Below are 23,936 nucleotides of genomic sequence, written 5' to 3' on the forward strand. Positions count from 1 at the left end.
TCTGGACATCTGACTGACGCGCGGCGTTGCCGCGGAATCAACCACCCTGTCATATTGCAGCGCAAGATACAGATGGCGCCTTGCGAAGCAAAATCACGGTTTCGGGACATTTGTAACGAAACCGCCATGCGTGCAGCTAAGTCGTTTTCATGCCAATTCAATGGTTTTAAAGAGAAATTCCGCCACGATTTGAGTGGCGGAATTCATATTCGTTAACAATCCGTGATCAGATCAGTTGGCCTGCCGGCGCAGGAAGGCCGGGATTTCCAACTGGTCGTCTTCGGAAGCCTGACGCGACTGCGGCTGCACGCGGCCCTGATCGTCGAGCTGTCCACGGCGTGGCGCGTAGATCGACGCATCCTGTGACAGGGGGCGGCGCGGCTCGGCCGGGCGCATTGCCGGTTCGCGCGGCTGCGCCGGCTCGAGGCGTGCGGTCTCGTCTTCGCGGCGGGTCAGACCGGCGGTCAGGCGCTTGAGGAGGCCCATCGGTCCGCGGTCTTCCTGCGGCTCGTAAGCGGCCTGCTCGCGGCCATGATCGCGCGACGCCATATCCCGTGCGCTGAGTTCCGCCTGAACGACAGGCGGGAAATCGGCGACGTTGGGCATGCGCGGCGCAGCAGGCTGCACGGGAGCGGCCTGCATTTGCGGCTGCGGTGCCGGCTGATGCACGGGCTGAACCGGTGCGGCAGCGATCGGTGCATCGAAGACTTCCGGCGCAGGCGCCTGGAAGATCCGGCTTTGCGGACGGAACTCCTGCTCGATTGGCTGCGGTGCGCGCTGCGGAACGTCGTGTTCGGCGGCGCGGATCACATCGGCGACCGGATCGGCGGTGCGGGCGGCCGGCTGCTGTACAACCGGGCGGGCTACGGTCTCGGCCCTTGCCGCCGGCTGCGGCGCGGGCTTAGCCACAGGCTTCATGGGCTGGCGAAATTCGATCGGCGCAGGCGCCGATTCCCCAACCTGCTTGTCGATGCCGGTAGCGACGACCGAAACGCGGATGATGCCTTCGAGGCTTTCATCGAATGTGGCACCGAGGATGATGTTGGCATCCTGGTCGACTTCTTCGCGGATACGCGTTGCCGCCTCGTCCACCTCGAACAGCGTCATGTCACGGCCGCCGGTGATCGAGATCAGGAGGCCCTTGGCGCCGCGCATCGAGGTTTCGTCGAGGAGCGGGTTGGCGATCGCAGCCTCCGCGGCGGCCATTGCGCGGCCATCGCCCGAAGCTTCGCCGGTGCCCATCATTGCCTTGCCCATCTCACGCATCACCGAGCGAACGTCGGCGAAATCGAGATTGATGAGGCCTTCCTTGACCATGAGGTCGGTAATGCAGGCAACGCCCGAATAGAGGACCTGATCGGCCATCGCGAAAGCGTCGGCAAAGGTCGTCTTGTCATTGGCGATGCGGAAGAGGTTCTGGTTCGGAATGACGATGAGCGTATCGACATTCTTCTGCAGGTCGGCAATGCCCATGTCGGCGGTGCGCATGCGGCGCTGACCTTCGAAATGGAACGGCTTGGTGACGACGCCGACGGTGAGGATGCCCTTTTCGCGCGCCGCACGAGCAACGACCGGTGCAGCGCCCGTACCCGTACCGCCGCCCATACCGGCGGTGACGAAGCACATATGTGTGCCCGACAGATGATCAATGATCTCGTCGATGCACTCTTCGGCGGCTGCGCGGCCGACTTCCGGCTGCGATCCAGCGCCGAGGCCTTCGGTAACGGCAGCGCCCAGCTGAATGAGGCGCTCCGCCTTCGATTGCGACAGCGCCTGTGCGTCGGTATTGGCCACAACAAACTCAACACCGCGCAAGCCGGCATTGATCATGTTATTGACCGCATTGCCACCGCCACCGCCAACACCGAACACGGTGATGCGGGGCTTAAGCTCGGTAATATCCGGCTTTTGCAGATTGATGCTCATGTGTCTCGTTCCTTTTCGTCCTTACCGCCTCGCCGCTGCGGCATTTTCTTTTGGGTTTCCCCGATTGATCAAAAACTCTCTCTCAGCCACTGGCCGATACGCTGAAAACGCCCACCTGTACCTGTCATCAGCGATGATGAACCGGCCTTTACAGAACGCTCCTCGATGCCTGCTACCTGCGGATAGATCAAAAGACCGACCGCTGCGGAGAAGGCCGGACCCTTGGCTGCTTCGGGAAGCCCCGTAACGCCGAGAGGACGACCTATGCGCACATTGCGAGCCAGGATGCGGCGGGCGACTTCCGGCAGCCCTGCCAACTGACTGGCTCCACCTGTAAGTACGACGCGCTTGCCGACGATCTGCCCATAACCTGACTGATTGAGACGGTCGCGCGCAAGCTCCAGCGTCTCCTCGACGCGGGCGCGGATGATGCGCGTGAGCACGGCACGCGGATATTGATTGGGGACATCCCGAGCATCGTTGCCGAGCGGCGACACGCTGATGAGATCGCGATCGTCGGCCGCGCTCGGCAGGGCCGAACCGTGCATGACCTTCAGCCTTTCGGCATCGTCCATATGCGCGGAGAGGCCGCGTGCGACGTCCATCGTCACGTGATTGCCGCCGATGGCGATGGCATCGGCATGAATGAACTTGCCCTCGGAGAAGACGGAGATGGTGGTCGTGCCGCCGCCCATGTCGATGCAGGCGGCACCCATCTCGGCTTCGTCATCGACGAGGGCAGAAAGGCCGCTGGCATAGGGTGTTGCGATCATCGCCTCGACCGAGAGATGGCAGCGATTGACACAAAGCTCGAGGTTGCGCAGCGGAGCGGCATCAGCCGTCAGCACATGCATATCGACACCGAGCGTATCGCCGATCATGCCGAGCGGATCGCGAATGCCGCGCTCGCCATCGAGACCGTAGGCGACCGGCAGGGAGTGTACGAGATGCCGTTCGGTGGCAAGCGCCTGCTTGGCGCCGGCGGCAAGAACGCGGCGGATGTCGGCCTGGTCGACTTCATGGCCACCAAGATTGATGCTGGCGGAGAACGTCTCGCTCTTGAGCCGGCCCGACGAAATATTGACGATCATCGAGTCGACCGTGAGGCCTGCCATGCGCTCCGCCGCATCGACGGCAAGGCGGATCGCCTGTTCGGCCGCATCGAGATTGACGATGACACCGGACTTGATGCCACGCGACTTCTGGTGACCGATGCCAAGCACTTCAATGCGATGGGTTCGGCCAGGCAGAAGCGCGCTTTCCTCGCGCGGACGCAACCGCGCAATAATGCAGCAGACCTTGCTCGATCCGATGTCGAGAACCGTCAAGGAGCGCGTCCGCTTGGCGGATGGCGCTCCATTCGAGGTGCTCTTTCCGTTCAGAATACTCATACACGCTTCTCCGAACGCTTTGGCGCCTTGTCCCGCGCCTTCAAATACTCAACACGCTGCATCATCGCGTCGGGCGTCAGCCGCACAACCACGCGGTCTGTCAAACGCATGTCCACCGAAGCGATGTCGCGCGACAGGATGCCGGACTTGTTGTCCATTTCAACGATGTCGGCGAGCGCTTGCTTGATCTGCCCCTCGGGCAGCATCACCGTCACGCCATTCTTCAGGAACAGGTCCCAGCGACGATCGCCAACACGCGCATAGGCTTTTGCCTCAGCTGCGATCTGCGGGAACGCCGCCATCTGTGCGAACAGCAGCTTCGCCTGCTTTTCGGCGCCGGCGCCGATAACCAGCGGCAGCGAGGCGCTGCGTCCGCCCGTATAGGGGACGATCACGCGGCCATCCGCATCGATCACCGAAAGCTCGGAGCCGTTTTGCCAGACCGCCAGCGCGGTGCGCTCGTGGATCGAGATCTGGATGGTGTTGGGATAGACTTTGAAAACATCGACGGATTCGACCCAGGGCAGCGTCGCAACCGCCTTTTGCGCATCCGCCGCGCTCAGTCCGACCAGCGAGGTCTCCCCGTCGAGCCCGAGCGCACCTAGGACATCGATCTCCGAGGTTTCGCTGTTGCCGACAACCTTCACGTCCTCGATGGCAAAGCCGAAGGTCGAAGTCGTTACTTTCACGACCTCCGGGGCATGCCCGCCGAGGATCGCACCATAGGCGCCGGTCAAGGCAAAGAAGGCAACCGCGCCGATGGTGCCAACATGATTGGGGATCGTGAGCTCGCCCTCGACGAGGCGCGAGAAGACGCGGACCGGCTTGCGCAGGAATTTCGGCAGGACGACGCGGAAGCGGCCAAAACCCGCCGTGCGGTCCGAACCGACCGTCACTGCAGCGCGCGGATGCGCATTTTTAGCCTTCAACGCAAACACGATGCGTCCTCCACCATCCAACTCAACAATTCACCGAAGGTATGCCCCGCAGCTTTGGCGATATCCGGTACAAGGGATGTTGGCGTCATGCCGGGCTGGGTGTTCACTTCCAGCCAGATAAGCTCGCCATCTTCGGAAAAACGGTCGTCATAACGGAAGTCCGACCGGCTAATTCCTTTACATCCAATTGCCTGATGCGCCTTGAGTGCCAGTGTTTGTACTTTTTGGTAAATTTTTAGTGAAATTTTAGCCGGCACTACATGATTTGATCCACCGGCAACGTATTTTGAATCATAATCGTAGAACTGGTGGCCAACGGGGATGATTTCGCACACGCCGATGGCGACATCGCCCATGACAGCGCAGGTCAATTCGCGGCCGTGAATGTAGCGCTCGACCATGACCGTATCGCCATATTTCCAGTCCGGCGATGTGATGACCTGCGGCGGATGCGATTGATCCTCCTTGACGATAACGACGCCAAAGCTCGAACCTTCGTTGACCGGCTTAACGACATAGGGTGGCTTCATCGGATGCGCCGACGTGAAGTCAAACCGGTTCATCACCTTCGCTTCCGCGACAGGCACGCCTGCCGCCCTGGCAACGATTTTCGCCTGCTGCTTGTCCATAGCAAGCGCCGAGGCCAACACGCCAGAATGGGTATAGGGAATTTCAAGAAATTCGAGGATGCCCTGGATCGTACCGTCCTCGCCGAAGGGGCCGTGAAGGGCATTGAAGGCGACGTCGGGCCGAAGATCGTTCAGGACGCTGGCGATGTTGCGGTCGACGTCGACGCGGGTGACGGAATAGCCTTCGGCCTCCAAAGCATCGGCGCAGGAATTGCCGGACGAAAGGCTCACCGGACGCTCCGATGAAAAGCCGCCCATCAGCACTGCAACATGCTTTTTCGCCATCAAGGCATCCCCTCGAATTTCCCCATCAACGCGAAAAAAGACATGAGTCCGGGCACGTCCGGCGGCCGGGACCGCAGACACCCAAGGCTGGCAAAAAAAGCAGCCGACTCAAATCAGTTAACGCTTGTCCCTAAAGAATCAGAGAGTTGATTCGCTGACAAGCCCTCAATGATTCAACAATGAAATTCGGCGTAAAAAAATGCGGGTACTCAGGCAGCGCGTGCGGCGGCTTCGATGGCTTCCGCCACCCACTCATTGAGGCTCTTGTTTTCAGATGCCGCGGCCAAAACGGCAGCCTCGTGGATTTCCGCAGGGAGCCTGACATTGAAACGTCCCGAGTACTCACGGAACGGGGCGATACCCTTTTCCGCGCACATATCGAGGTAGACCTTTAGCGACCGGCGGCCTTCCTCCATCAACCCTTCAACACTATCCGCATAGAAATCGGCCCCTCCGGACAGACCGAGAAACTCGCCCCGGATCATCTCGATATCCGGGTCGTAGGAAACGACTGCCTTGTGGCCTTCAATCTGGATAACGTTCTTCATGGCCTTATACCGTGGCTCTCCAACCATTTTCGAATGCTTGCAATGGCGCCCTTGTCGGTATCCGGTGAGGGATGCGGACGGTGGAATACCCTGATTTCACCGAACAAAAAGACGCCAATACGCGACCCTTCGCGCTCCGTGATTTCAGCGCCCAAACCCAGCAATAGAGCCTCGACATCCGACCAGCGAATGGAGCCGCTGGCCGGCCGCGCAAACACTTGCTGCAGGATCACGCGATGGCGACGCTTTAAATTTAGTACCATATTTAAGTACCACTGAAAATTGATTTTTTGGCAAAATTGTAACAGCTAATTAAAAACGTCGGTCCTACAACAACTGCCCCATGAATTCCTGCACATCCTGGCCGGTACGGAACCGGCCCAACCGCTTGATCTCCCAATGGAGCCGGATGCCGGAATTCTTCAGGACATTGGCGCGGATCGTCTCGCCCAGGGTCTCGAGGTCGTGTCCGCTCGCCGTGCCGGTGTTGATCATGAAATTGCAGTGCATGGGCGACATCTGGGCGCCGCCGATCATCAATCCACGTCCGCCGGCCTTGTCTATTTCCTTCCAGGCCGATGAACCTTCCGGGTTCTTGAAGGTCGAGCCGCCGGTTTTTTCGCGTATCGGCTGGACTGTCTCGCGATGGTGCTGAACCGCGTCCATCGCCGCCTGAATCTCAGCCCTGTCGCCGGGCGTGCCTTCGAACAGCGCCGAGGTGAAGATCAGATCGCTCGCCGCACCCGAATGGCGGTAGGCGTAGCCCATGTCGGCATTGGAAAGCACCTGAAGCTCGCCCTTGCGGTCGAGCGCACGCACCTCGACGACGCGTTCGCGCGTTTCGACGCCGTTCGCACCCGCATTCATGCGCAAGGCTCCACCTATACCGCCGGGGATGCCGTGGTAGAAATGAAAGCCGGCAATTCCGGCTTCAAGCGCTGCGGCAGCAACGCGCTTGTCTGGCGTTGCTGCGCCTGCGCGCAGTTGCACGTCACCGACCCGCTCGACCTCGCCAAACCCTTTGGCGGAGAGGCGAACGACGAACCCAGGGATACCGCCATCGCGCACCAGAAGGTTGGAACCGATGCCGACCGTGAGGATCGGATACTCAGCAGGTACTGCTTTCAAGAATTCGGCAAGATCTTCTTCATCCGCTGGCTGGAACATGACCTCGGCCGGCCCCCCCGCGCGAAACCAGGTGACTTTCTCCATGCCCATATTGGGCGTCAAGCGGCCACGCAGCTTCGAAAATCGATCGCCCAGCTTCTTCAGCAGGGCCTCGCCGTCAACCAGTGAGTACATATTATCCTTCCAACGGTTCTAGCGCCGCACATCCCGCTGGCGGCGCAACCGCCAAATCTAGATCGCCGCCAGTTCCTTTGGCAAGGCATAGGCCCATTGCGTGATATTGCCGGCACCGAGAAAAATGACGAAATCGTCAGGCTTGGCAATCTGGGCAATCAGGGGCGCGATTTCCTGGGGCCCGCTGATATAGCGCGCATCCCGGTGAGCGGCCGTGCGGATGCGCGAAACCAGAGCTTCCGAATTGACACCCTCGATCGGATCCTCGCCCGCCGTATAGACCGGCGCCACGATAACTGTATCGGCATCGTTGAAGCAGGCGGCAAAGTCGTCAAAAAGGCTGGCGAGCCGGGTAAAGCGATGCGGCTGCATGACGGCGATCACCCTGCCCTTGGCGGAATCGCGTGCCGCCCGCAGCACGGCCTTTATCTCGACCGGGTGATGGCCGTAGTCGTCGAAAATCTCGACGCCCTGCCACGAGCCCGTATGGGTGAACCGACGCTTGACGCCGCCGAACGATGCGAGCCCCTTTTTGATGTCCTCGGCCGAAATGCCAAGCTCATTGGCGACGGCGATTGCAGCCGTGGCGTTCGACACATTGTGCCGGCCGGGCATTGGCAGATGCAGACCTTCGATCACCGTTGTATCGCCGGTCTTGCGCTTGGCGATCTGGACATCGAATGTAGAGCTTGCGCCATTGACGGCAAGATTGACGAAGCGCACATCGGCCTGCGGATTTTCACCATAGGTGATGACCCGGCGGTCCTCGATGCGCGAGACCAGGGACTGCACCTCCGGATGGTCGAGGCACATGACGCCGAAGCCATAGAACGGCACGTTCTCGACGAACTGGCGGAAAGCCTCCCGCACGCGGTCGAAGGTCCCGTAATGATCGAGATGCTCCGGATCGATATTGGTCACGACTGCAATGTCGGCGGGAAGCTTCAGAAACGTGCCGTCGCTTTCGTCCGCCTCGACGACCATCCAGTCGCCCTCACCCATGCGTGCATTCGTACCGTAGGCGTTAATGATGCCGCCATTGATCACAGTCGGATCGAGATTGCCGGCGTCGAGCAGCGTTGCCACCATCGAGGTCGTCGTGGTCTTGCCATGTGTGCCGCCAATGGCAACCGCTTGACGGAAGCGCATCAGTTCGGCGAGCATTTCAGCGCGGCGAACGACGGGCAGCAGCTTTTCGCGCGCCGCGACGAGTTCCGGGTTGGATTTTCGGATCGCCGTCGAGACGACCACCACTTCCGCGTCGCCGAGATTGTCGGCCGCGTGACCGACGAAGACCTCGATGCCTTTCTCGCGCAGACGCTGCACATTGGCGCTGTCGGACTGGTCCGATCCCTGCACCTTGTAGCCGAGATTATGCAGGACCTCGGCAATGCCGCTCATGCCGATACCGCCGATACCGATGAAATGAACGAGACCTATGTTGAGCGGCATCTTCATGGACGCACTCCTTTTTTGAATTTTTCGACGCTTTGGCCGGTTGCAATAGCCTCTGCGAGGTCTGCAAGCAACCTTGTCGCCTCCGGCTTGCCGGTGCTTCGGGCTTTCTCTGCGGTCATTGCCAGCCGGTCGGGCTCGTTCATGGCATTGGCAAGGATCGAGGCGATGCGTTCCGGCGACAGTTCCGACTGCTTGATCACTTCCGCGCCGCCGGCCGCCGCGAGCGCCGCGGCATTGGCCGCCTGGTCATGGTCGAGCGCATGCGGAAACGGCACGAGCACGGCCGGTCGTCCAATGGCTGCGATCTCCGAAACCGTCGACGCCCCCGACCGCGAGAGGACGAAATGCGCCTCGGCGATGCGGTCGGGCATATCCTTGAAGAAGGGAGCGACCTCCGCCCTGATGCCGAGCGCATCGTAGGCGGCGCGAACCTTCGCTTCGTCTTCGGGGCGGGCTTGCTGCGTCACCACCAGACGCGCCCGGTTCTCGCGCGACAGCAGTTCGATCGCCGCGGGGACCGCCGCCGAGAAATATTGCGCGCCCTGACTGCCGCCAAAGACGAGGAAACGGAACGGCCCCGATACCTGCGCTGGCTCATAGGTTTTCCCGACCTCGGCCAGAACCTCGGGGCGCACGGGATTGCCCGTCAACACCGTCTTCTGCGCGAATGGGCCGCCATTGTCGGGCAGGAAGCCACCGGCAATTGCGGTCACGCGCGCCGCAAGCGCCTTGTTGGCGCGGCCCATGACCGCATTCTGCTCGTGAATGAGCGTCGGTATCTGCAGCGACGTTGCCGCATAGAGCGGCGGCAGCGTCGGGTAGCCGCCAAAGCCGGCGACGAGCTTCGGCTTCATCGCCCGAAACAGCTTGCGTGAATCGAGATTGCCCTGCCACAGGGTCCAGAAAGTCCTGGCGAGCGAAAAGGGATTGCGCCCGCCAATGGTGGCCGAACGTACGACGTGAATTGCTTTTGCCGGAAATGCACCGGTAAACCGCTCCGCCCGGTCGTCCGTGGCAAGATGAACTTCCCAATCGCGGGCGATCAACTCATGCGCGAGCGCCTGAGCCGGGAAAAGATGACCGCCGGTTCCGCCGGCGGCAAGAAAGATAATCCCCTTTGCCATGACCCCTCAGCGTGCGCCGGCCATGGAAGGCATGTTCGCGCTGCCGAGCGTGGCCGACCGCCGCGCTTCAGGCCTGCGCCGCGTCAGAGCAAGCAGCAGCCCTGTGGATATGGCGACCGAGATAAGCGACGAGCCGCCATAGGAAATGAATGGCAGGGTCATGCCCTTGGCCGGCATCAGGTGGAGATTGACGGAGATATTGATGATCGACTGGAAGCCGAAGAGAATGACGAGACCTGACACTGCAAGGCGGGTGAAGTCGTCTCGCTCCTTGAGTGCGATCGTCAGCCCGCGAATGACGATGAAGGCGAAGATCGCCACAATGAGCAGGCACAAGGCAATGCCGTACTCTTCAGCTGTCACCGAGAAGATGAAGTCCGTATGGCTGTCAGGGATGATGCGCTTGATCGTGCCTTCACCTGGTCCCTGCCCGAACCAGCCGCCGCGTATGATCGCCTCGCGGCCAGCATCGACCTGGAACGTGTCGCCTTCACCGGTCAAAAATCGGTCGATACGACCGGCGACGTGCGGAAACACCGTATAGGCGCCGAAGAACCCGACCATGCCGAGCACGCCGAGGCTGATGATCCAAAGCCACGGGACCCCTGCCATGAAGAACATGGCGCCCCAGGTGCCTGCCGTAAGGATCGTTTGTCCAAGATCGGGCTGCGCCACCAGAAGCGCGGCCACCACGCCGAAGAGCATCATGGAGAAGAGATTGCCGGGAATATCCTTGTGGCGCTCGTTCTCGGCGAAGAGCCAGGCACAGACGATGACGAAGGCCGGCTTCATGAATTCCGACGGCTGGATCGAAACGCCGGCAAGCGAAACCCAGCGCCGCGCGCCCTTGACCTCGATGCCGAAGAACAGCGCCCCTACCATCGCGACGAGTGAAACGCCGAGCAGGATGATGGCAAAGCGGCGAATGGTGCGCGGCGCCATGAATGACACGGCGAACATCACGACAACTGCCGGCACCATGAACATCGACTGGTGCTTGACGAAGTAGAAGCTCTCAAGGCCGATGCGTTCGGCAACGGCGGGGCTTGCGGCAAAAGACAGAAGAATCCCCAGGCCCATCAGCGCCAGGCAGGCCGCCAGCAGAAATCGGTCTATTGTCCACCACCAGTCGGCGACGGGACCACGGTCAATACGACTAACCATCTATGCCTCCAATTGGTGATGCGCCCTCAAGCGCGAGGACGGCGGAGCGAAATGCCTCGCCGCGTTTTTCAAAGTTCTGAAACTGGTCGAAGCTGGCGCAGGCAGGCGAAAGCAGCACGACAGGTTCGCCGGAACTGTCGCTTGCGGCATCGCGGGCCGCATGTTCGACGGCAGCGGCGATGGTGCCGGAAATCTCGAAGGGCGCTGCATCGCCGAGCGTCGCGGCAAATTGCGGAGCGGCTTCTCCGATCAGATAGGCCTTGGCAATGCGCGGAAAGAAGCCGGCAAGCGAGGCAATGCCGCCCTCCTTGGGCAGGCCGCCGGCGATCCAGTAGATGCGTGGAAACGACGACAGCGCCGGCGCCGCCGCGTCGGCATTGGTGGCCTTGGAATCATTGACGAACAGGGTATTGCCGAGCTTGGCTACCTGCTCCATGCGGTGCGCAAGACCCGGGAACGTGCGCAGGCCCGCATTGATCTCTTCCATCGACAGCCCGACTGAGAGGCAGGCGGCAAGCGCGGCAAGCGCATTCTGCGCATTGTGCTCGCCCCTGAGCGAACCGATGCCGGCAAGAGAGGCGACGACCGACGCATCGCCGTTCTTGGCGCGGACGAGATCGGAGCCCTTGGCGAAATAGCCGTTCTCGATGGGCATGCGCTTGGAGATACGAATAACATGCTTGCCGGTCCGCTCCAGCCGCTCCGCTATCGCCGCGCAGTAGCTGTCATCGACACCGACAATCGCCGTTTCGCTTCCTGCCACCAGACGTTCCTTGATCTCGGCGTAATGCTGCATCGTGCCGTGCCGGTCGAGGTGGTCCGGGGTCAGATTGAGAAGTATGCCTGCCGTCGGGTTGAGGGATGGCGCAAGGTCGATCTGGTAGGACGAACATTCGACGACATAGAAGCGATTATCCGCCGGCGGCTCCAGCGTCATGACCGCCGTGCCGATGTTGCCGCCAAGTTGTACGTCCCGGCCCGAAGCCTTGATGATATGGGCGATGAGGGCAGTTGTCGTCGACTTGCCGTTGGTGCCGGTGATGGCGATAAACGGGCTTTTCTTGCCGGCGCGATTGCGCTCGCGCACGAAAAGCTCGACGTCGCCGATGATCTCAACGCCGGCTGCTCTCGCAAGATCGACGCTCCAGTGCGGGCGCGGATGGGTCAGCGGTACGCCGGGCGACAGGACGAAGGAGGAAAACTGCTTCCAGTCGACGTTCCGAAGATCGCCGGTTTCGATGCCGGCGCTTTGCGCCTTCCTGACGCTTTCCGGGTTGTCGTCCCATGCAACAATTCTGGCGCCGCCTGCGGCGATCGCCTGCGCGGTCGCAATGCCCGACCCGCCGAGCCCGAAGAGCGCGATGGTCTTGTCCTTCATGGAATGGGCGGGGATCATGCGGCCTACCGGAGCTTGAGCGTCGAAAGGCCGATCAGCGCGAGAATGACGGCGATGATCCAGAAGCGGATCACGACCTGGCTCTCGGTCCAGCCCTTCTTTTCGAAATGATGGTGGATCGGCGCCATCAAGAAAACGCGCTTGCCGGTCATCTTGAACGACGCCACCTGGATGATCACGGACATGGCTTCCATGACGAAGACGCCACCGATGATGGCAAGAACGATCTCGTGCTTGGTTGCGACGGCAACAGCCCCGATGAGACCGCCAAGCGCCAGCGAGCCGGTGTCGCCCATGAAGATGGCGGCGGGAGGCGCGTTGAACCAGAGGAACCCAAGGCCCGCGCCGATGACGGAGCCAAGGACGACGGCGAGCTCGCCGGTGCCGGGCACGAAGTGAATTTGCAGATAGTCGGCGAAAATCGCGTTACCGGAAAGGTACGCAATGACGCCGAAGGAAGCTGCTGCGATCATTACCGGGACGGTTGCAAGACCATCGAGACCATCGGTGAAATTGACGGCGTTACCCGCGCCGACCATCACAAAGGCAGCAAACGGGATGAAGAAGATGCCGAGATTGATGATAAACTGCTTGGCAAAGGGGAAGGTCAGCGACGACGAAAACGGTTCCTGTCCCGCCCACATGATGCCGAGACCGGCCAGCCCCGCGATCAGGAACTCGATGCCGAGACGCCCGCGGGCCGAAAACCCCTTGAACGATTGTTTGCTGACCTTGAGGTAATCGTCGTAGAAGCCGATGGCGCCGAAGCACAGCGCGACGAGCAAAACAATCCACACATAGACATTCGACCAGTTGGCCCAGAGCAGCGACGACAGGAGAATCCCGGTCATGATCATGAGGCCGCCCATGGTGGGCGTGCCGGCCTTCTTGAAGTGTGTCTGCGGGCCGTCGGCGCGGATCGGCTGGCCGCGGCCCTGCCTGATGCGCAGCGAGTCGATGATGCGGGGTCCGAACAGAAAAACGATGAGCGCCGAGGTAATCAGCGCACCGCCGGTCCGAAACGTAATATAGCGGAACACGTTCAGCGCCTGGATATGTTCCGCCAGACCGGCGAGATAATAAAGCATGTGGCTAGAGCCCTTTCCCCATCCCCGCAGCTTACTCGGCTGGACCGGCAGGCTCGATGGAATTGTATTTCTGCAAGAGCGTTTTAACGATCTGGGAGAATCCCGTCCCCTTGGATGACTTGATCATGATCACGTCACCAGCCCGGATCGTCTTCAGCAATTGCGGTTGCAGTTCCTCTACGCTCTGCCTGTATTCGGCATGAAATTCAACCGGCATGGCCGCCTTGAGCGCCGCCATTTCAGGACCGCCGAGAAAAACCATGTTGATATGGTTGTCGGCAATCACTGAAGCGAGTTCCGCATGAAGTTTCGGCGCCTGCTTGCCGAGTTCGAGCATGTCGCCGAGCACCGCGATGCGCCGCCCGCGTCCAGTCGGCGTTGCCGCCGCAAGCAGTTCGATCGCGGCGCGCATGGACGCCGGGTTGGCATTGTAGCTCTCGTCGATCAGCGTGAACGTACCCTTTGCAACTTCCAGCGTATGGCGCGCCCCGCGCCCGCTTTCCGGGCGCAGCGAGGCAAGAGCAAGCGTCGCCTGGGCCATGTCTGCACCGGCAAGATGCGCCGCGCCGAGGACGCCAAGAACGTTCTGCACAATATGTCGGCCGGGCGCTCCGATCTTGACCACGGCTTCCTCGCCGGCGAGCCGCGCTGTCATGCAGGAACAATCGCCAAGGAGTTTCAATTTGATCAGTCTGTAATCTGCGCGGGCGTTCTCACCAAAGGTCTTGATGTGCTCGACGCCCGCATCCTTCGCCATTTTCTCGAGCAGTTTGAAATGCTTGTCGTCTCGGTTGAGAAGCGCGTAGCCGCCGGGAACGACGCCTTCGAAAATCTCCGCCTTGGCGGCTGCGATCTCCTGAAGATTCTTGAAATGACCGAGATGCGCCGCCGCAATGAGCGTGATCAGCGCGACGTGCGGGCGCACCATCTTGACCAGCGGGCGGATTTCGTCGGGATGGTTCATGCCGATCTCGAACACACCGTAATCGGTATCGGCCGGCATGCGGGCAAGCGTCAGCGGTACACCCCAGTGGTTGTTGAAGGACGCCGCCGAGGCATGAACCTTCCCGCTGGTGGCAAGCACATGCCGCAGCGCTTCCTTGGTCGTAGTCTTTCCAACCGAACCGGTCACCGCGATAATCTGCGCATTAGAGCGCGCGCGTGAAGCAATGCCGAGCCGGGTCATGGCCGCGAGCACGTCATCGACGACGATCATCGGCGCCTTCAATTTGCCGAGCGCCGGCAGTTTCGCTTCCGCAACGACAAGCAGCGCCGCGCCCGCAGCGACCGCTGCGGTGGCGAAATCGTGTCCGTCGAGCGCGTCACCCTTGATGGCGAAGAATGCCTCGCCCTGCTTCAGGCTACGGGTATCGATGGAAATGCCGGTGATGCCCTCTGGCAACTTGCCGACGGGCCGCCCGTTCATCGCTTCGATCATGGCATCGGAGGTCCAGAGCAGGCTCATGCGCCGCTCTCCCGTGCCAGACGGTCTTTCAGCGCCGAGCCGACTTCTGCATGATCGGAGAACGGCAGAACGACATCGCCGACTGTCTGGCCTTCTTCATGGCCCTTGCCGGCCACGATCAGCGTGTCGCCGGATTTCATCATCGAAACCGCATGGCGGATCGCTTCGCGGCGGTCGGCGATTTCTATGGCGCCCGGCGCTGCCGCAAGGATTTCGGCGCGAATAGTGGCGGGCACTTCTGAACGCGGATTGTCGTCGGTGACGATGACCACGTCGGCGAGGCGCGTCGCGATCTCGCCCATCATCGGGCGCTTGCCTTTGTCGCGGTCGCCGCCGCAGCCAAAGACGACGATGACGCGGCCGGTCGTGAACGGACGCACCGACGCGAGGACGTTTTCCAACGCGTCGGGCTTGTGGGCGTAATCGACATAGGCGGGCGCACCCTCCTCTGTCGCACCGACGAGGTCGAGCCGCCCCGGCGCGCCCTTTAGGCGCTCGAGGCCGCGCACGGCCGCTGCGGGCGGAACGCCGGTGGCAATAGCAAGGCCCGCCGCGACAAGGCCGTTCGCCACCTGGAAGTCGCCGGCGAGCGGCAGGGTAATCTCGAAGATTTCCCCGGCGATGTGCATCTCGACGTGTTGGCGGAAGCGCTCGTGCTCGACGCGTTTCAAGGTGATGAAATCGCCTTTGCGGCCGACGGTGAGCACCTTGCAGCCAGCGTCAGTGGCAGCAGCGATCGTCGGCTTGGAAAAGGCGTCATCGGCAAAAATGACCGCCGGCGCACCCTTCGGCAGCAGTTCCGTGAAGAGCCGCAGCTTGGCGGCGTGATATTCCTCGACCGTCGCATGGTAGTCCATGTGGTCGCGGCCGAGATTGGTGAAGGCGCCGGCCGAGAGACGCACGCCGTCGAGGCGGCGCTGGTCGAGACCATGCGAGGATGCCTCCATGGCGGCATGGGTAACGCCCTCATCGACGAGCTCGCTGAGCAGCTTGTGGAGTTCGACCGGGTCGGGCGTCGTCAGCGAACCATAATCGTCGCGCTTGGGCGATACGACACCGGTGGTGCCGATGCTGGCGGAGGCAAAGCCCGCCTGCGCCCAGATCTGGCGGGTGAAGGATGCGACCGACGTCTTGCCGCTCGTGCCGGTGATCGCCACCATCACATCCGGTTGAAGCTTGTAAAAGCTTGCCGCAGCAAGCGCGAGCGTGCGGCGTGGATCGTCGACATAAACGATCGGAACGGCAATCTTGCCAAGCTTCGCACCCTTGGAGGTAACAATGATCGCGGCCCCGCGCGACGCCGCGTCCGCCGCATAGGTTGCGCCATCGGCTTTGGAGCCTTTCAGCGCGGCAAACAGAAAACCGCGTTCCACTTTGCGCGAATCCGACGTCAATCCGGTTATCGTCTTATCGCCGAGTTCGGAGATAGCGATTTCAGGAATTCCGTTCAGATCTTTAAGTTGCATGGCCGCAGTGGAACCCATTTTCAAAAACTTTTCATCTCATAAGGTCAAGAATCACCGATTCTGCTCGCAAAACGCATCGTTTTGAGTCGTTTCTGGGGCATTCGCGAGCGAAGCTGTGGCTATTCATCGAACGACACCATCGTTGGCGCTGCCATGTTCTCTTCCTTGAAATCCGGCTTGACGCCGAGGAACGATGCCGAACGGCGAATAATGTCCGCAACCATCGGCGCCGCGTTCAAGCCGGCAGTTGCCGCAACCTTGCCTTCTTCTGGCTTCGGCTCGTCGATGATGGTCAACACCACATATTCAGGCTTGTCGATCGGGAACGCCGCCACAAACGCATTGAACCTGACATCACTCGAATAGCGGCCGTTGACGACTTTTTCCGCCGTTCCGGTTTTGCCGCCGACGCGATAGCCCGGAACATTCGCCCGCGCGCCTGAACCGCCGGAGCCCTTCTCGCTGTTCAGGCGATAGAGATAGCGCATGTCCTCGCTCGTCTTCTCGCTGACGACCTGCTTGGCAACCTTGGTGGCTTCCTCCTCTGTGCGCGGCAGGAATGTCGGCTCGATCAGTTTGCCGCCGTTCATCAGGGCTGCGGCGCCGACGGCCGTCTGCAACGGTGTTGTCGCCATGCCGTGACCGAACGCGATGGTGATCGAGTGAACCTTCTTCCAGACTTTCGGTTCCATCGGGCGCGCTACTTCCGGCAACTCGGTCTGCATGCGGTCGAGCAGACCGAGACGATGCAGAAACGCCCTGTGCCCCTCGATGCCGACGACGTCGGCTTCCTTTGCCGAACCGATGTTAGACGAGTAGATGAAGACTTCAGGCAGGGTCAGCACGCGGTGCTTGCCGTGAAAGTCGCGAATGGTCTGGTGGCCGATCGTGATCGGGCGGCTGGCGTCGAAGGTGCTGTTGATATTGACCTTACCGGAATCGAGCGCCATCGCGGTCGTGAAGCTTTTGATCGTCGAGCCCATTTCGAACGTGCCGGCGGACATGCGGTTGAGCCTGTCCTTGTCGAGCGCGTTGAACGGATTGTTCGGATCGAAATCCGGAGCAGAGGCCATCGCCAGGACTTCGCCCGTATGAACATTAAGGACGACGGCGCCCGCGGCAATGGCGCGGTAGCGCTGCATCGCATTGACGACGACATCGCGGACGACGTGCTGGACGCGAAGATCGATCGACAGCTTTACCGGCTCGAGCGAACGGCTGTCCGCAAGGCCGACATCGCGCAGGTCCGAAAGACCCTGCTCATCGATGTATTTCTCCATACCGGCAATGCCCTGATTGTCGATATTGACGAGGCCGAGAATATGCGACGCGGTCGGCCCGCCCGGGTAGAAGCGTGATTTCTCGGTCCTGAAGCCAATGCCGGGGATGCCGAGCGCCATGATCTGGCTCTTCTGCTGCGGCGTCAAACCGCGCTTCAGCCAGGCGAAGCCCGCATTGCTCTTCAGACGGTTATAGGTCTGCTCGAAGTTCAAATCCGGCAGCACGGTCGATAGAAGTTCGATCGCCTCGTCGGGATCGATGATCTTGCGCGGCTCGGCGTAGAGGGACGCGGTCTTGATGTCGGTCGCCAGCACCTCGCCATTGCGGTCGAGAATATCGGGACGCGAGGCAAGCACGGCGCCAGTCGGTCCATTATAACCGGTCGTATCTTCCTGCATGCCGTAATAGATCAGGCGGCCGCTGATAATGCCGTATATGCCCATGAAACCGGCAATGGCCATGACAACGCGATTGCGTGCACGATTGCCGGATTTCTTCTTTTTCGCGTCAAGCGCGAAGGCCGGCGAAGCGCCCGTTTCGAGAAGGTTCTTTTTCCGTTTGATCCACAGCGCTGCCATCATCAATGCCCCTTCGGCTTTGCGCCTGGAACGGCTGCGCTGCTTTTCTTGACGCTGCCGGTCAGCGTCGCGTCCGTCTTTATCGTATTGCCCGCATTCGCCTCGGTGATGATGTTCGCGACATCATCAAGCCCGTCCGATGCCGGCTTTGGCTGCGGCAGCTCGTCGATGTTGACGATCTGCTGCGCTTCCATCTGCTGCAGGTCGAGCTGGCCCTGGAAGGTCTCCACCAGCTTCTGCAGGCGATTGGGCTGGGTGAGCAGGCTCCAGTCGGCCTTGAGCAGGTCGATCGTATCGCGCTCGTCGGCAATCATGCGTTCGAGCTTGCTGACCTGCGCCATCTGCTTTTCCGCATCATGCTTTATCTTGTAGGTCACGGCGGCCGCCGCGATCATCAGTCCTATCAATATGATATCGAAGGTGCGCAGCACGGATCAGTTCCTCGCCTTATCTTGGAATGCGGGCAGGTTGGGCAGGCCGTAAATGGAATGGTCCTCGGCAAGCGGTGGATTGGTTGTGCGGACTCCGCCACGCAGCTTTGCGGACCGGGCGCGCGGATTGCGCTCGGCCTCAGCCTCACTCGGCGCAACAATGCCCTTGCCGATCGGCGTGAAGCTTGCCAGCCGCTGTTCGACCTGCGGCAGATGCCTCGATCCGCCGCCACTTGCCGAACGATCGGCGAAGAATCGCTTGACGATACGGTCTTCCAGCGAATGAAACGTGACAACGACAAGTCGCCCGCTCGGCTTCAGCACTCTTTCGGCCGCGTGGAGCGCGCGCACGAGCTCGCCCAGCTCGTCATTGACGAAGATGCGCAGCGCCTGGAACACGCGCGTCGCCGGATGGATCGGCACCTTCGGATTGCGCCCGACCAGCGCTTCGATCGCATTGGCGAGATCGCGGGTGCGGATGAACGGCTCGCTCGCGCGGCGCTTTTCGATCATGCGCGCAATACGTCCGGCATGGCGCTCCTCGCCAAGGAAATTGAAGATGCGCGCAAGGTCGCCCGCTTTCAGACGATTGACGACATCGGCGGCGCTTGGTCCGGAACTTGACATGCGCATGTCGAGCGGCCCGTCCTTCTGGAAGGAAAAACCGCGCTCCGCTTCGTCGATCTGCATGGAGGAGACGCCGATATCGAGAACGACACCATCGGGCGCGCCGGCCAGCAAGGCAACCTGATCGAGCGTCGAGAACGTGCCCTGGACAAGCGTGAGACGCCCGGCAAATTCCTTCTCCATGGCGCGGCCTGCCTCGATCGCGGAGGGATCGCGATCGATCGCCGTAACCGACGCGCCTGTTTCGAGAATGCGGCGCGTATAGCCGCCCGCGCCAAACGTGCCGTCGATAATCAATTCGCCCGGCTGCGGCTGCAACGCCGTGATGACTTCGTCGAGCAGGACGGGAATGTGCCGGTCGTCGGATGCCGTCATCGACTGCCCCCGTTCAAGGTCTCGAGTTGGCGCTTTTCCGCGAGGCGTTCGCGCACCGTTGTGCGATGCGCTTCGAAACGATCCGGATGCCACATCTGAAAGTGGGTGTTGGCGCCCGCAAAGGTCACATCCGACGAGACGCCCGTATGCTCCCGGATGAAATCCGTGATCGTAATCCGCCCCTCCCCGTCGAGCTTCAGAAAGCCGCCGTCGGCGTGCAGGTAGAAGGACATGTCGTCCGCCGTCTCCGCGAAAGGATCCTCGCTCTCCAGACGCTTGTCGAACCGGCTCAGAAGCTCCGGCGCGCCCACATCGAGGGCAGGCAGATGCAGAGAACGCAGTGCATAGAGCTCTGCGTGACCGGCCTTCTGGATAATCGAACGGAAGTGCGCCGGCACCGAGACCCGCCCCTTGGCGTCGATCTTGTTCGTTATATTTCCGAGGAACCGGTTCAAGACGTAACACCGCCGTTTCCGCCCCGTCCGCATTTCTCGGGGTGCCAATGGTTCTAACTTCCGATGGTTCGGACAAGACATCGGCATGGTCAGCCCATGGCCAGCCCTGGCATGCGTGTTCGTAATGCGGGGGACACCGTGTCGAATGAACGCTACTGATGAAGTCAATCGGTATCATGGGGCACTATGGGCGTCAATGGGACCAGCGGACACTGATAGGGAATGAGCCGTCAATTCGGCGCACTACCGGCGATTCTGAAATTTATCGCTCATTAAGCTTAATGAAGCGTTAGGAAAGGCCACATTCACGTGTTCGCACCACTGCGAAGTCGCTCGCCGAGCGGCTTCACAGTGATCGATCATCCCGTGGAAATTGAAGTGCCAGCTGGCCTGTAAGCCGGGTTCTGTATGGCCGGGCTCGCGCCCGACGCGGCAGCCATTCATCTTGGACGGACGTTGCCGCCCGCCTCCTGCAACCCACCCGGACGACTGACCCGGAAACTGATCGCCAGGCTTGCGCCCGGCACGCCGTCCCTATTCGGTTTTGCTCCCGGTGGGGTTTGCCATGCCGCCCCTGTTACCAGTTGCGCGGTGGGCTCTTACCCCACCCTTTCACCCTTACCCCGCCAGTATTTGGGCTCGGACCAGCGTTGCGCGGTCGCAGCCGAAATACAGGCGGGGCGGTTTCCTTTCTGTGGCACTTTCCCTGGGGTCGCCCCCGCCGGACGTTATCCGGCACCGTGTTTCCCTGGAGCCCGGACTTTCCTCACATGCCGCCTTTCGGCTTTTGACATGCGCGGCTGCCCAGCCAGCTGGCGACGCGTATAAAGGCGTTTCGCGCGAAAAACGCAAACGAAAAAAGGCCGGGCGTCCGGCCCGGCCTTTCAAATCATGCGGTGATTACACCCAAAGCCTAGTTGGATGCCATCTCCAGCTTCACCTTGGCGCAGTAATTGGCCGAAACCGGGTTCATGCGCGTCGCGCCATGACCGGCATTGTAGCGCAGGATCGTCCCGCAGGTGGTGCCGTTGCCGAGCTTATGGGCACCGGCAAGATACTTCATCCCCCAGCGGATATTTTCCTCCGGGTTGTAGAGCGCCTGGCGCGTGCCGGTATAGCCGAGGCCGCGGGCCGTCTCATACTTGATCTGCATCAGGCCGATTTCGCCGGCGCTGCCGGTCATGTTCGGCTGGTAATTGCTTTCAACGCGAATGACGGCATTGGCAAGCGCGACCGGTACGCCGTAGGAGGCGGCGTAGGAATTGATGATCGTCGAATACTTGGTCCCGCCGATCGCCGAAGCGCCGGCGGAGGCGATGCTCCCCGTCGTCATCGTATCGACGCTGGCAATGGTCTCGTTGACGACAGTGGTCTTGATGCGGGCCTTGGCCTGAACGACCGGCCGCTTGTGCGAGGCGGATTTCTTGCTGACGCGCTGCTGCTTGGCAGCTGCCTTTTTCGTTGCCGGCGCCTTGGCGACGCGTTTACCCTTTTCCTTCGACTGGGTGATTTTTGCGGCCGGAGCTGCCTTGGCCTTTGCCTGGGCTTCCCGTTCCCGCTTCAACTTGATGTAATCAGCGATACTGTTCGGCTCTGCCGGGCTGCTGAGTGCTGAATTTGAGCCATAGAGGGCCATCGCCCCGAAAAGGGCGAGAATCATACCAAATTTTTTGTTCATCGTTTTCCGTCTAGAAGCTTGGGCGACACGAATGTGCACACCGGGATCGTTCCGTGCCAAAAATCAAAAGGGCAGAGCCGGAACACTGGCCAAGGATTTGACGGTCCAATGCAGCCGAATATTGATCGGCCAAATAACAAAATGTAACCCATTGATATATATAGGTTGCATTGCACAAAACGAGCCGGAAAAGGTTTTTTGGTTCAAACGCTTACGCAGAGAGAGCAGGCAGCGAATAAAGTAGTCGATGCAGGGTCTCAATAGTTGACATGTCGGCGACTCCATCGACCTTTTCGGCGCGAAAATGGCGCTGGAACGCTAAAATGCCCAATTGTGTCGCGTTTCCGAAGACCCCGTCGATAGGGACGCCATAGCCGTAAAGTGCCAGCATCGACTGCAGCGCCTCGACCGGCTGGCCCTGATCGCCGAGCGTGAAGAAACGCCCGCCTCTGATCGGCGACGCTTTCACCCAGTGACCGACGCCGGCATCGTAAAGGACAGTCCAGGGAAACTTCTCGCCGGGATCGATCTTGCGCGCCGGAGCGATGTCGGAATGGGCAAGCACCGCTTCGGGCCGGATGCCATGGCGGGATACAATGCCCTTGCAAAGGTCTATGACGGCATCGATCTGAACGGGTTCGAAATCGGGAAAGCCGAGAAGCGGACCGCCATTCACGATCTCGATACCGACGGAGCAGGAGTTGATGTCTGTCTCGCCCTTCCAGAAGCTCTGGCCTGCATGCCAGGCCCGTTCGCTCTCGGGCACCATCTGCACGATCCGCCCATCCTCATGAACGACGTAGTGCGCGGAGACTTCGCTTTGGGGATTGGCGAGCCAGTTCTGGGCGGCCTCGCCGGTCTCCATGCCGGTATAGTGCAATATGAGATATGACGGTCGCTTGCCATCCTTGCGCGGCCCGAAATTTGGCGAGACATGGACGTCGGCGGAAAGGTGGTCCGGCTTAAACCCGCTCATACGCCTTCAGGTCTTTTTCAACCCGGTCCCAGGCGGCATTGATCGCTGCGATGCGCTGGTTGGCGATGGCGATGAATTCTTCCGGCACGCCACGAGCGATCAGAACGTCCGGGTGGTTCTCACGCACCAGCGCGCGGTACTGCTTGCGGGCCTCTTCGAAACTGACGCCGTGTGAAAGGCCGAGGACCCTGTAGGGATCCGTTTGGCCAACACCCACATGGCGCGCGAGTATCCGGTCGAACTGTTCCTCGTCGAGCTGAAAGATTTCAGCCACGGTTCCGAGGAAAACAAGTTCCTTGTCATGCAGGGCGCCGTCAGCCTTGGCGATGTGAAAGAGCCCATCCAGAATGTCTTCGAGCATCTTGCAATTGGGCTTGCCGGTGCCGCAAAGCCCGGACAATTGCGTCGCATAGGCCTCATAGCCGGCTACGTCCTGCTTTGCGAGATTGTAAAGGCTTGTAACCTGCTCCTGATACTGCGGCGGGACGTGGAATATCTCGTGAAACGCGTTCACCTCGGCCTGCGTCACGATACCGTCAGCCTTCGCCATCTTCGCCGAAAGCGCAATCATGGCAATGGAGAAAGCCACGCGCCGGCGCGTCTCCGGATCGCCCTCAAACGTGGTTCGGACGGCTTCGATGATGCTCGAGAATGCATCGATCGCAGTGCTGGTAATGAAATCGCTGATGCGGCGCCAAATCGACATGACTTCGTTTTATTCAAATTCATTCGCAAATGCGAGAGCCATATCAATGTCGCGGCGGTGGACGCGTTGCCGCATGGCGCGCACCACGTTCGGCCGGACGGCGGAGCGCCCGGCCGAACGGCAAGCGCTATTGCATGCCGAGCGCGTCCTTGATGGCCTTCTCTGCCTCGTCGGCAGCAACCTTGGCCTGGTCGTCGGTCTGGCCAGCCGATTTGGCAGCGTCTTCCGCAGCCTTGCGCGCCGTCGCTACCGCTGACTGCTTCTGCTCAGGCGTCATCGTCGCTGCCTGCTCTTTCAGCTTGTTCAAGGTGTCTTGAGCATTCATCGGCGTTGCGGGTGTCGCGGCAGGGGCTGCGGGAGCCGCGGGCGTCTCGGTTGCCGCCGGGGCAGCAGGCGCAGGCGCTGGTGCCGGGGCGGGAGCCGGAGCTGGCGCTTCGGTTTTAGCCGGAGCCTGTTCCGATTTCTGTTCGCTCTCGCCGCAACCGGCAAGCACAAGAAGTGAGGCTGTCGCCATCGCCACAAAAAGTCTGTTCTTCATCGTTTCCTCTCCATCGCTAAAACTGGCCCCTCGCCTTAGCTTAAAACGAATTGGCGGCTGGCGGCGGTTTGTTTGCGCATTCAGTTAATTTTCCCGTGGATATCAACGGTT

22 protein-coding genes and 1 other RNA gene are annotated in these 23,936 nt (G+C 60.8%); all 23 read right to left on the reverse strand.

Annotation, left to right across the window (positions count from 1 at the left end):
• Positions 1–231 precede the first annotated feature (231 nt).
• The 23 genes from ftsZ to BR48_RS25875 all read right to left on the reverse strand — a co-directional run bounded on the left by ftsZ (position 232) and on the right by BR48_RS25875 (position 23,825).
• Positions 232–1,926 carry a cell division protein FtsZ gene (gene ftsZ / locus BR48_RS0114105; RefSeq protein ID WP_027231895.1) on the reverse strand — a complete coding sequence of 565 codons (1,695 nt, stop codon included), beginning with the start codon at positions 1,924–1,926 and terminating at the stop codon, positions 232–234.
• A 68-nt stretch (positions 1,927–1,994) separates the two neighbouring features.
• The gene (ftsA, locus tag BR48_RS0114110) at positions 1,995–3,317 is read right to left on the reverse strand and encodes a cell division protein FtsA (RefSeq protein WP_027231896.1); all 1,323 of its coding nucleotides are present in this window, start codon (positions 3,315–3,317) and stop codon (positions 1,995–1,997) included.
• Positions 3,314–4,255, reverse strand: coding sequence for a cell division protein FtsQ/DivIB (locus BR48_RS0114115; RefSeq protein ID WP_081815880.1), 942 nt, complete (start codon positions 4,253–4,255; stop codon positions 3,314–3,316). Before BR48_RS0114115 ends, ftsA begins: the two co-directional genes overlap by 4 nt.
• Positions 4,243–5,169: a D-alanine--D-alanine ligase gene (locus tag BR48_RS0114120; protein ID WP_027231898.1), complete on the reverse strand. Its 927-nt coding sequence runs from the start codon at positions 5,167–5,169 to the stop codon at positions 4,243–4,245. Before BR48_RS0114120 ends, BR48_RS0114115 begins: the two co-directional genes overlap by 13 nt.
• A gap of 209 nt (positions 5,170–5,378) precedes the next feature.
• Positions 5,379–5,717 (reverse strand): type II toxin-antitoxin system HicB family antitoxin, encoded by a 339-nt coding sequence (locus tag BR48_RS0114125; protein WP_027231899.1) that lies wholly within the window; start codon positions 5,715–5,717, stop codon positions 5,379–5,381.
• Positions 5,714–5,980 carry a type II toxin-antitoxin system HicA family toxin gene (locus tag BR48_RS0114130; protein WP_027231900.1) on the reverse strand — a complete coding sequence of 89 codons (267 nt, stop codon included), beginning with the start codon at positions 5,978–5,980 and terminating at the stop codon, positions 5,714–5,716. Before BR48_RS0114130 ends, BR48_RS0114125 begins: the two co-directional genes overlap by 4 nt.
• A gap of 64 nt (positions 5,981–6,044) precedes the next feature.
• Positions 6,045–7,019 (reverse strand): UDP-N-acetylmuramate dehydrogenase, encoded by a 975-nt coding sequence (gene murB, locus BR48_RS0114135; RefSeq protein ID WP_036814446.1) that lies wholly within the window; start codon positions 7,017–7,019, stop codon positions 6,045–6,047.
• A 57-nt stretch (positions 7,020–7,076) separates the two neighbouring features.
• On the reverse strand, positions 7,077–8,477 hold the full coding sequence (murC, locus tag BR48_RS0114140) for a UDP-N-acetylmuramate--L-alanine ligase (RefSeq protein WP_027231902.1): 1,401 nt from the start codon (positions 8,475–8,477) through the stop codon (positions 7,077–7,079).
• Positions 8,474–9,601, reverse strand: a complete 1,128-nt coding sequence (gene murG, locus BR48_RS0114145; protein ID WP_027231903.1) for an undecaprenyldiphospho-muramoylpentapeptide beta-N-acetylglucosaminyltransferase — start codon at positions 9,599–9,601, stop codon at positions 8,474–8,476. The genes murC and murG overlap by 4 nt, the downstream gene beginning before the upstream one ends.
• Positions 9,602–9,607: 6 nt before the next feature.
• Entirely contained in the window at positions 9,608–10,765 is a 1,158-nt protein-coding gene (gene ftsW, locus BR48_RS0114150; protein ID WP_027231904.1) for a putative lipid II flippase FtsW, read from the reverse strand.
• A complete protein-coding gene (murD, locus tag BR48_RS0114155) occupies positions 10,758–12,161 on the reverse strand; it encodes a UDP-N-acetylmuramoyl-L-alanine--D-glutamate ligase (protein ID WP_027231905.1) in 1,404 nt (467 codons plus the stop codon). Before murD ends, ftsW begins: the two co-directional genes overlap by 8 nt.
• A 5-nt stretch (positions 12,162–12,166) precedes the next feature.
• Entirely contained in the window at positions 12,167–13,249 is a 1,083-nt protein-coding gene (gene mraY / locus BR48_RS0114160; protein WP_027231906.1) for a phospho-N-acetylmuramoyl-pentapeptide-transferase, read from the reverse strand.
• 31 nt (positions 13,250–13,280) lie between these two features.
• On the reverse strand, positions 13,281–14,714 hold the full coding sequence (locus BR48_RS0114165) for a UDP-N-acetylmuramoylalanyl-D-glutamyl-2,6-diaminopimelate--D-alanyl-D-alanine ligase (protein ID WP_027231907.1): 1,434 nt from the start codon (positions 14,712–14,714) through the stop codon (positions 13,281–13,283).
• Positions 14,711–16,180 (reverse strand): UDP-N-acetylmuramoyl-L-alanyl-D-glutamate--2,6-diaminopimelate ligase, encoded by a 1,470-nt coding sequence (locus BR48_RS0114170; RefSeq protein ID WP_027231908.1) that lies wholly within the window; start codon positions 16,178–16,180, stop codon positions 14,711–14,713. The genes BR48_RS0114165 and BR48_RS0114170 overlap by 4 nt, the downstream gene beginning before the upstream one ends.
• A gap of 119 nt (positions 16,181–16,299) precedes the next feature.
• Positions 16,300–18,039, reverse strand: coding sequence for a penicillin-binding protein 2 (locus tag BR48_RS0114175; protein WP_027231909.1), 1,740 nt, complete (start codon positions 18,037–18,039; stop codon positions 16,300–16,302).
• A 2-nt stretch (positions 18,040–18,041) separates the two neighbouring features.
• A complete protein-coding gene (locus BR48_RS0114180) occupies positions 18,042–18,470 on the reverse strand; it encodes a hypothetical protein (RefSeq protein WP_027231910.1) in 429 nt (142 codons plus the stop codon).
• 3 nt (positions 18,471–18,473) lie between these two features.
• Positions 18,474–19,472 carry a 16S rRNA (cytosine(1402)-N(4))-methyltransferase RsmH gene (gene rsmH / locus BR48_RS0114185; protein ID WP_027231911.1) on the reverse strand — a complete coding sequence of 333 codons (999 nt, stop codon included), beginning with the start codon at positions 19,470–19,472 and terminating at the stop codon, positions 18,474–18,476.
• A complete protein-coding gene (gene mraZ / locus BR48_RS0114190) occupies positions 19,469–19,927 on the reverse strand; it encodes a division/cell wall cluster transcriptional repressor MraZ (RefSeq protein WP_027231912.1) in 459 nt (152 codons plus the stop codon). The genes rsmH and mraZ overlap by 4 nt, the downstream gene beginning before the upstream one ends.
• Before the next feature lie 377 nt (positions 19,928–20,304).
• Positions 20,305–20,743, reverse strand: an RNA gene (rnpB, locus tag BR48_RS25520) — RNase P RNA component class A.
• 97 nt (positions 20,744–20,840) lie between these two features.
• Positions 20,841–21,605, reverse strand: coding sequence for a transglycosylase SLT domain-containing protein (locus tag BR48_RS26845; RefSeq protein ID WP_027231913.1), 765 nt, complete (start codon positions 21,603–21,605; stop codon positions 20,841–20,843).
• A gap of 211 nt (positions 21,606–21,816) precedes the next feature.
• On the reverse strand, positions 21,817–22,581 hold the full coding sequence (locus tag BR48_RS0114200; protein ID WP_027231914.1) for an N-acetylmuramoyl-L-alanine amidase: 765 nt from the start codon (positions 22,579–22,581) through the stop codon (positions 21,817–21,819).
• Positions 22,568–23,287 carry a DnaJ family molecular chaperone gene (locus BR48_RS0114205; protein WP_027231915.1) on the reverse strand — a complete coding sequence of 240 codons (720 nt, stop codon included), beginning with the start codon at positions 23,285–23,287 and terminating at the stop codon, positions 22,568–22,570. The genes BR48_RS0114200 and BR48_RS0114205 overlap by 14 nt, the downstream gene beginning before the upstream one ends.
• A 127-nt stretch (positions 23,288–23,414) precedes the next feature.
• A complete protein-coding gene (locus tag BR48_RS25875; protein ID WP_139202489.1) occupies positions 23,415–23,825 on the reverse strand; it encodes a hypothetical protein in 411 nt (136 codons plus the stop codon).
• Between the last annotated feature and the right edge of the window lie 111 nt (positions 23,826–23,936).

The sequence above is a fragment of the Phyllobacterium sp. UNC302MFCol5.2 genome (genome assembly GCF_000686005.1).
Classification (GTDB): Bacteria; Pseudomonadota; Alphaproteobacteria; order Rhizobiales; family Rhizobiaceae; genus Phyllobacterium; species Phyllobacterium pellucidum.

Coding starts and splice junctions, on each gene's coding strand:
- ftsZ (WP_027231895.1), bottom strand. CDS start 1,926: ATGAGCATCAATCTGCAAAAGCCGGATATTACCGAGCTTAAGCCCCGC.
- ftsA (WP_027231896.1), bottom strand. CDS start 3,317: ATGAGTATTCTGAACGGAAAGAGCACCTCGAATGGAGCGCCATCCGCC.
- BR48_RS0114120 (WP_027231898.1), bottom strand. CDS start 5,169: ATGGCGAAAAAGCATGTTGCAGTGCTGATGGGCGGCTTTTCATCGGAG.
- BR48_RS0114125 (WP_027231899.1), bottom strand. CDS start 5,717: ATGAAGAACGTTATCCAGATTGAAGGCCACAAGGCAGTCGTTTCCTAC.
- BR48_RS0114130 (WP_027231900.1), bottom strand. CDS start 5,980: ATGGTACTAAATTTAAAGCGTCGCCATCGCGTGATCCTGCAGCAAGTG.
- murB (WP_036814446.1), bottom strand. CDS start 7,019: ATGTACTCACTGGTTGACGGCGAGGCCCTGCTGAAGAAGCTGGGCGAT.
- murC (WP_027231902.1), bottom strand. CDS start 8,477: ATGAAGATGCCGCTCAACATAGGTCTCGTTCATTTCATCGGTATCGGC.
- murG (WP_027231903.1), bottom strand. CDS start 9,601: ATGGCAAAGGGGATTATCTTTCTTGCCGCCGGCGGAACCGGCGGTCAT.
- ftsW (WP_027231904.1), bottom strand. CDS start 10,765: ATGGTTAGTCGTATTGACCGTGGTCCCGTCGCCGACTGGTGGTGGACA.
- murD (WP_027231905.1), bottom strand. CDS start 12,161: ATGATCCCCGCCCATTCCATGAAGGACAAGACCATCGCGCTCTTCGGG.
- mraY (WP_027231906.1), bottom strand. CDS start 13,249: ATGCTTTATTATCTCGCCGGTCTGGCGGAACATATCCAGGCGCTGAAC.
- BR48_RS0114165 (WP_027231907.1), bottom strand. CDS start 14,714: ATGAGCCTGCTCTGGACCTCCGATGCCATGATCGAAGCGATGAACGGG.
- BR48_RS0114170 (WP_027231908.1), bottom strand. CDS start 16,180: ATGCAACTTAAAGATCTGAACGGAATTCCTGAAATCGCTATCTCCGAA.
- BR48_RS0114175 (WP_027231909.1), bottom strand. CDS start 18,039: ATGGCAGCGCTGTGGATCAAACGGAAAAAGAACCTTCTCGAAACGGGC.
- rsmH (WP_027231911.1), bottom strand. CDS start 19,472: ATGACGGCATCCGACGACCGGCACATTCCCGTCCTGCTCGACGAAGTC.
- BR48_RS26845 (WP_027231913.1), bottom strand. CDS start 21,605: ATGAACAAAAAATTTGGTATGATTCTCGCCCTTTTCGGGGCGATGGCC.
- BR48_RS0114200 (WP_027231914.1), bottom strand. CDS start 22,581: ATGAGCGGGTTTAAGCCGGACCACCTTTCCGCCGACGTCCATGTCTCG.
- BR48_RS0114205 (WP_027231915.1), bottom strand. CDS start 23,287: ATGTCGATTTGGCGCCGCATCAGCGATTTCATTACCAGCACTGCGATC.
- BR48_RS25875 (WP_139202489.1), bottom strand. CDS start 23,825: ATGAAGAACAGACTTTTTGTGGCGATGGCGACAGCCTCACTTCTTGTG.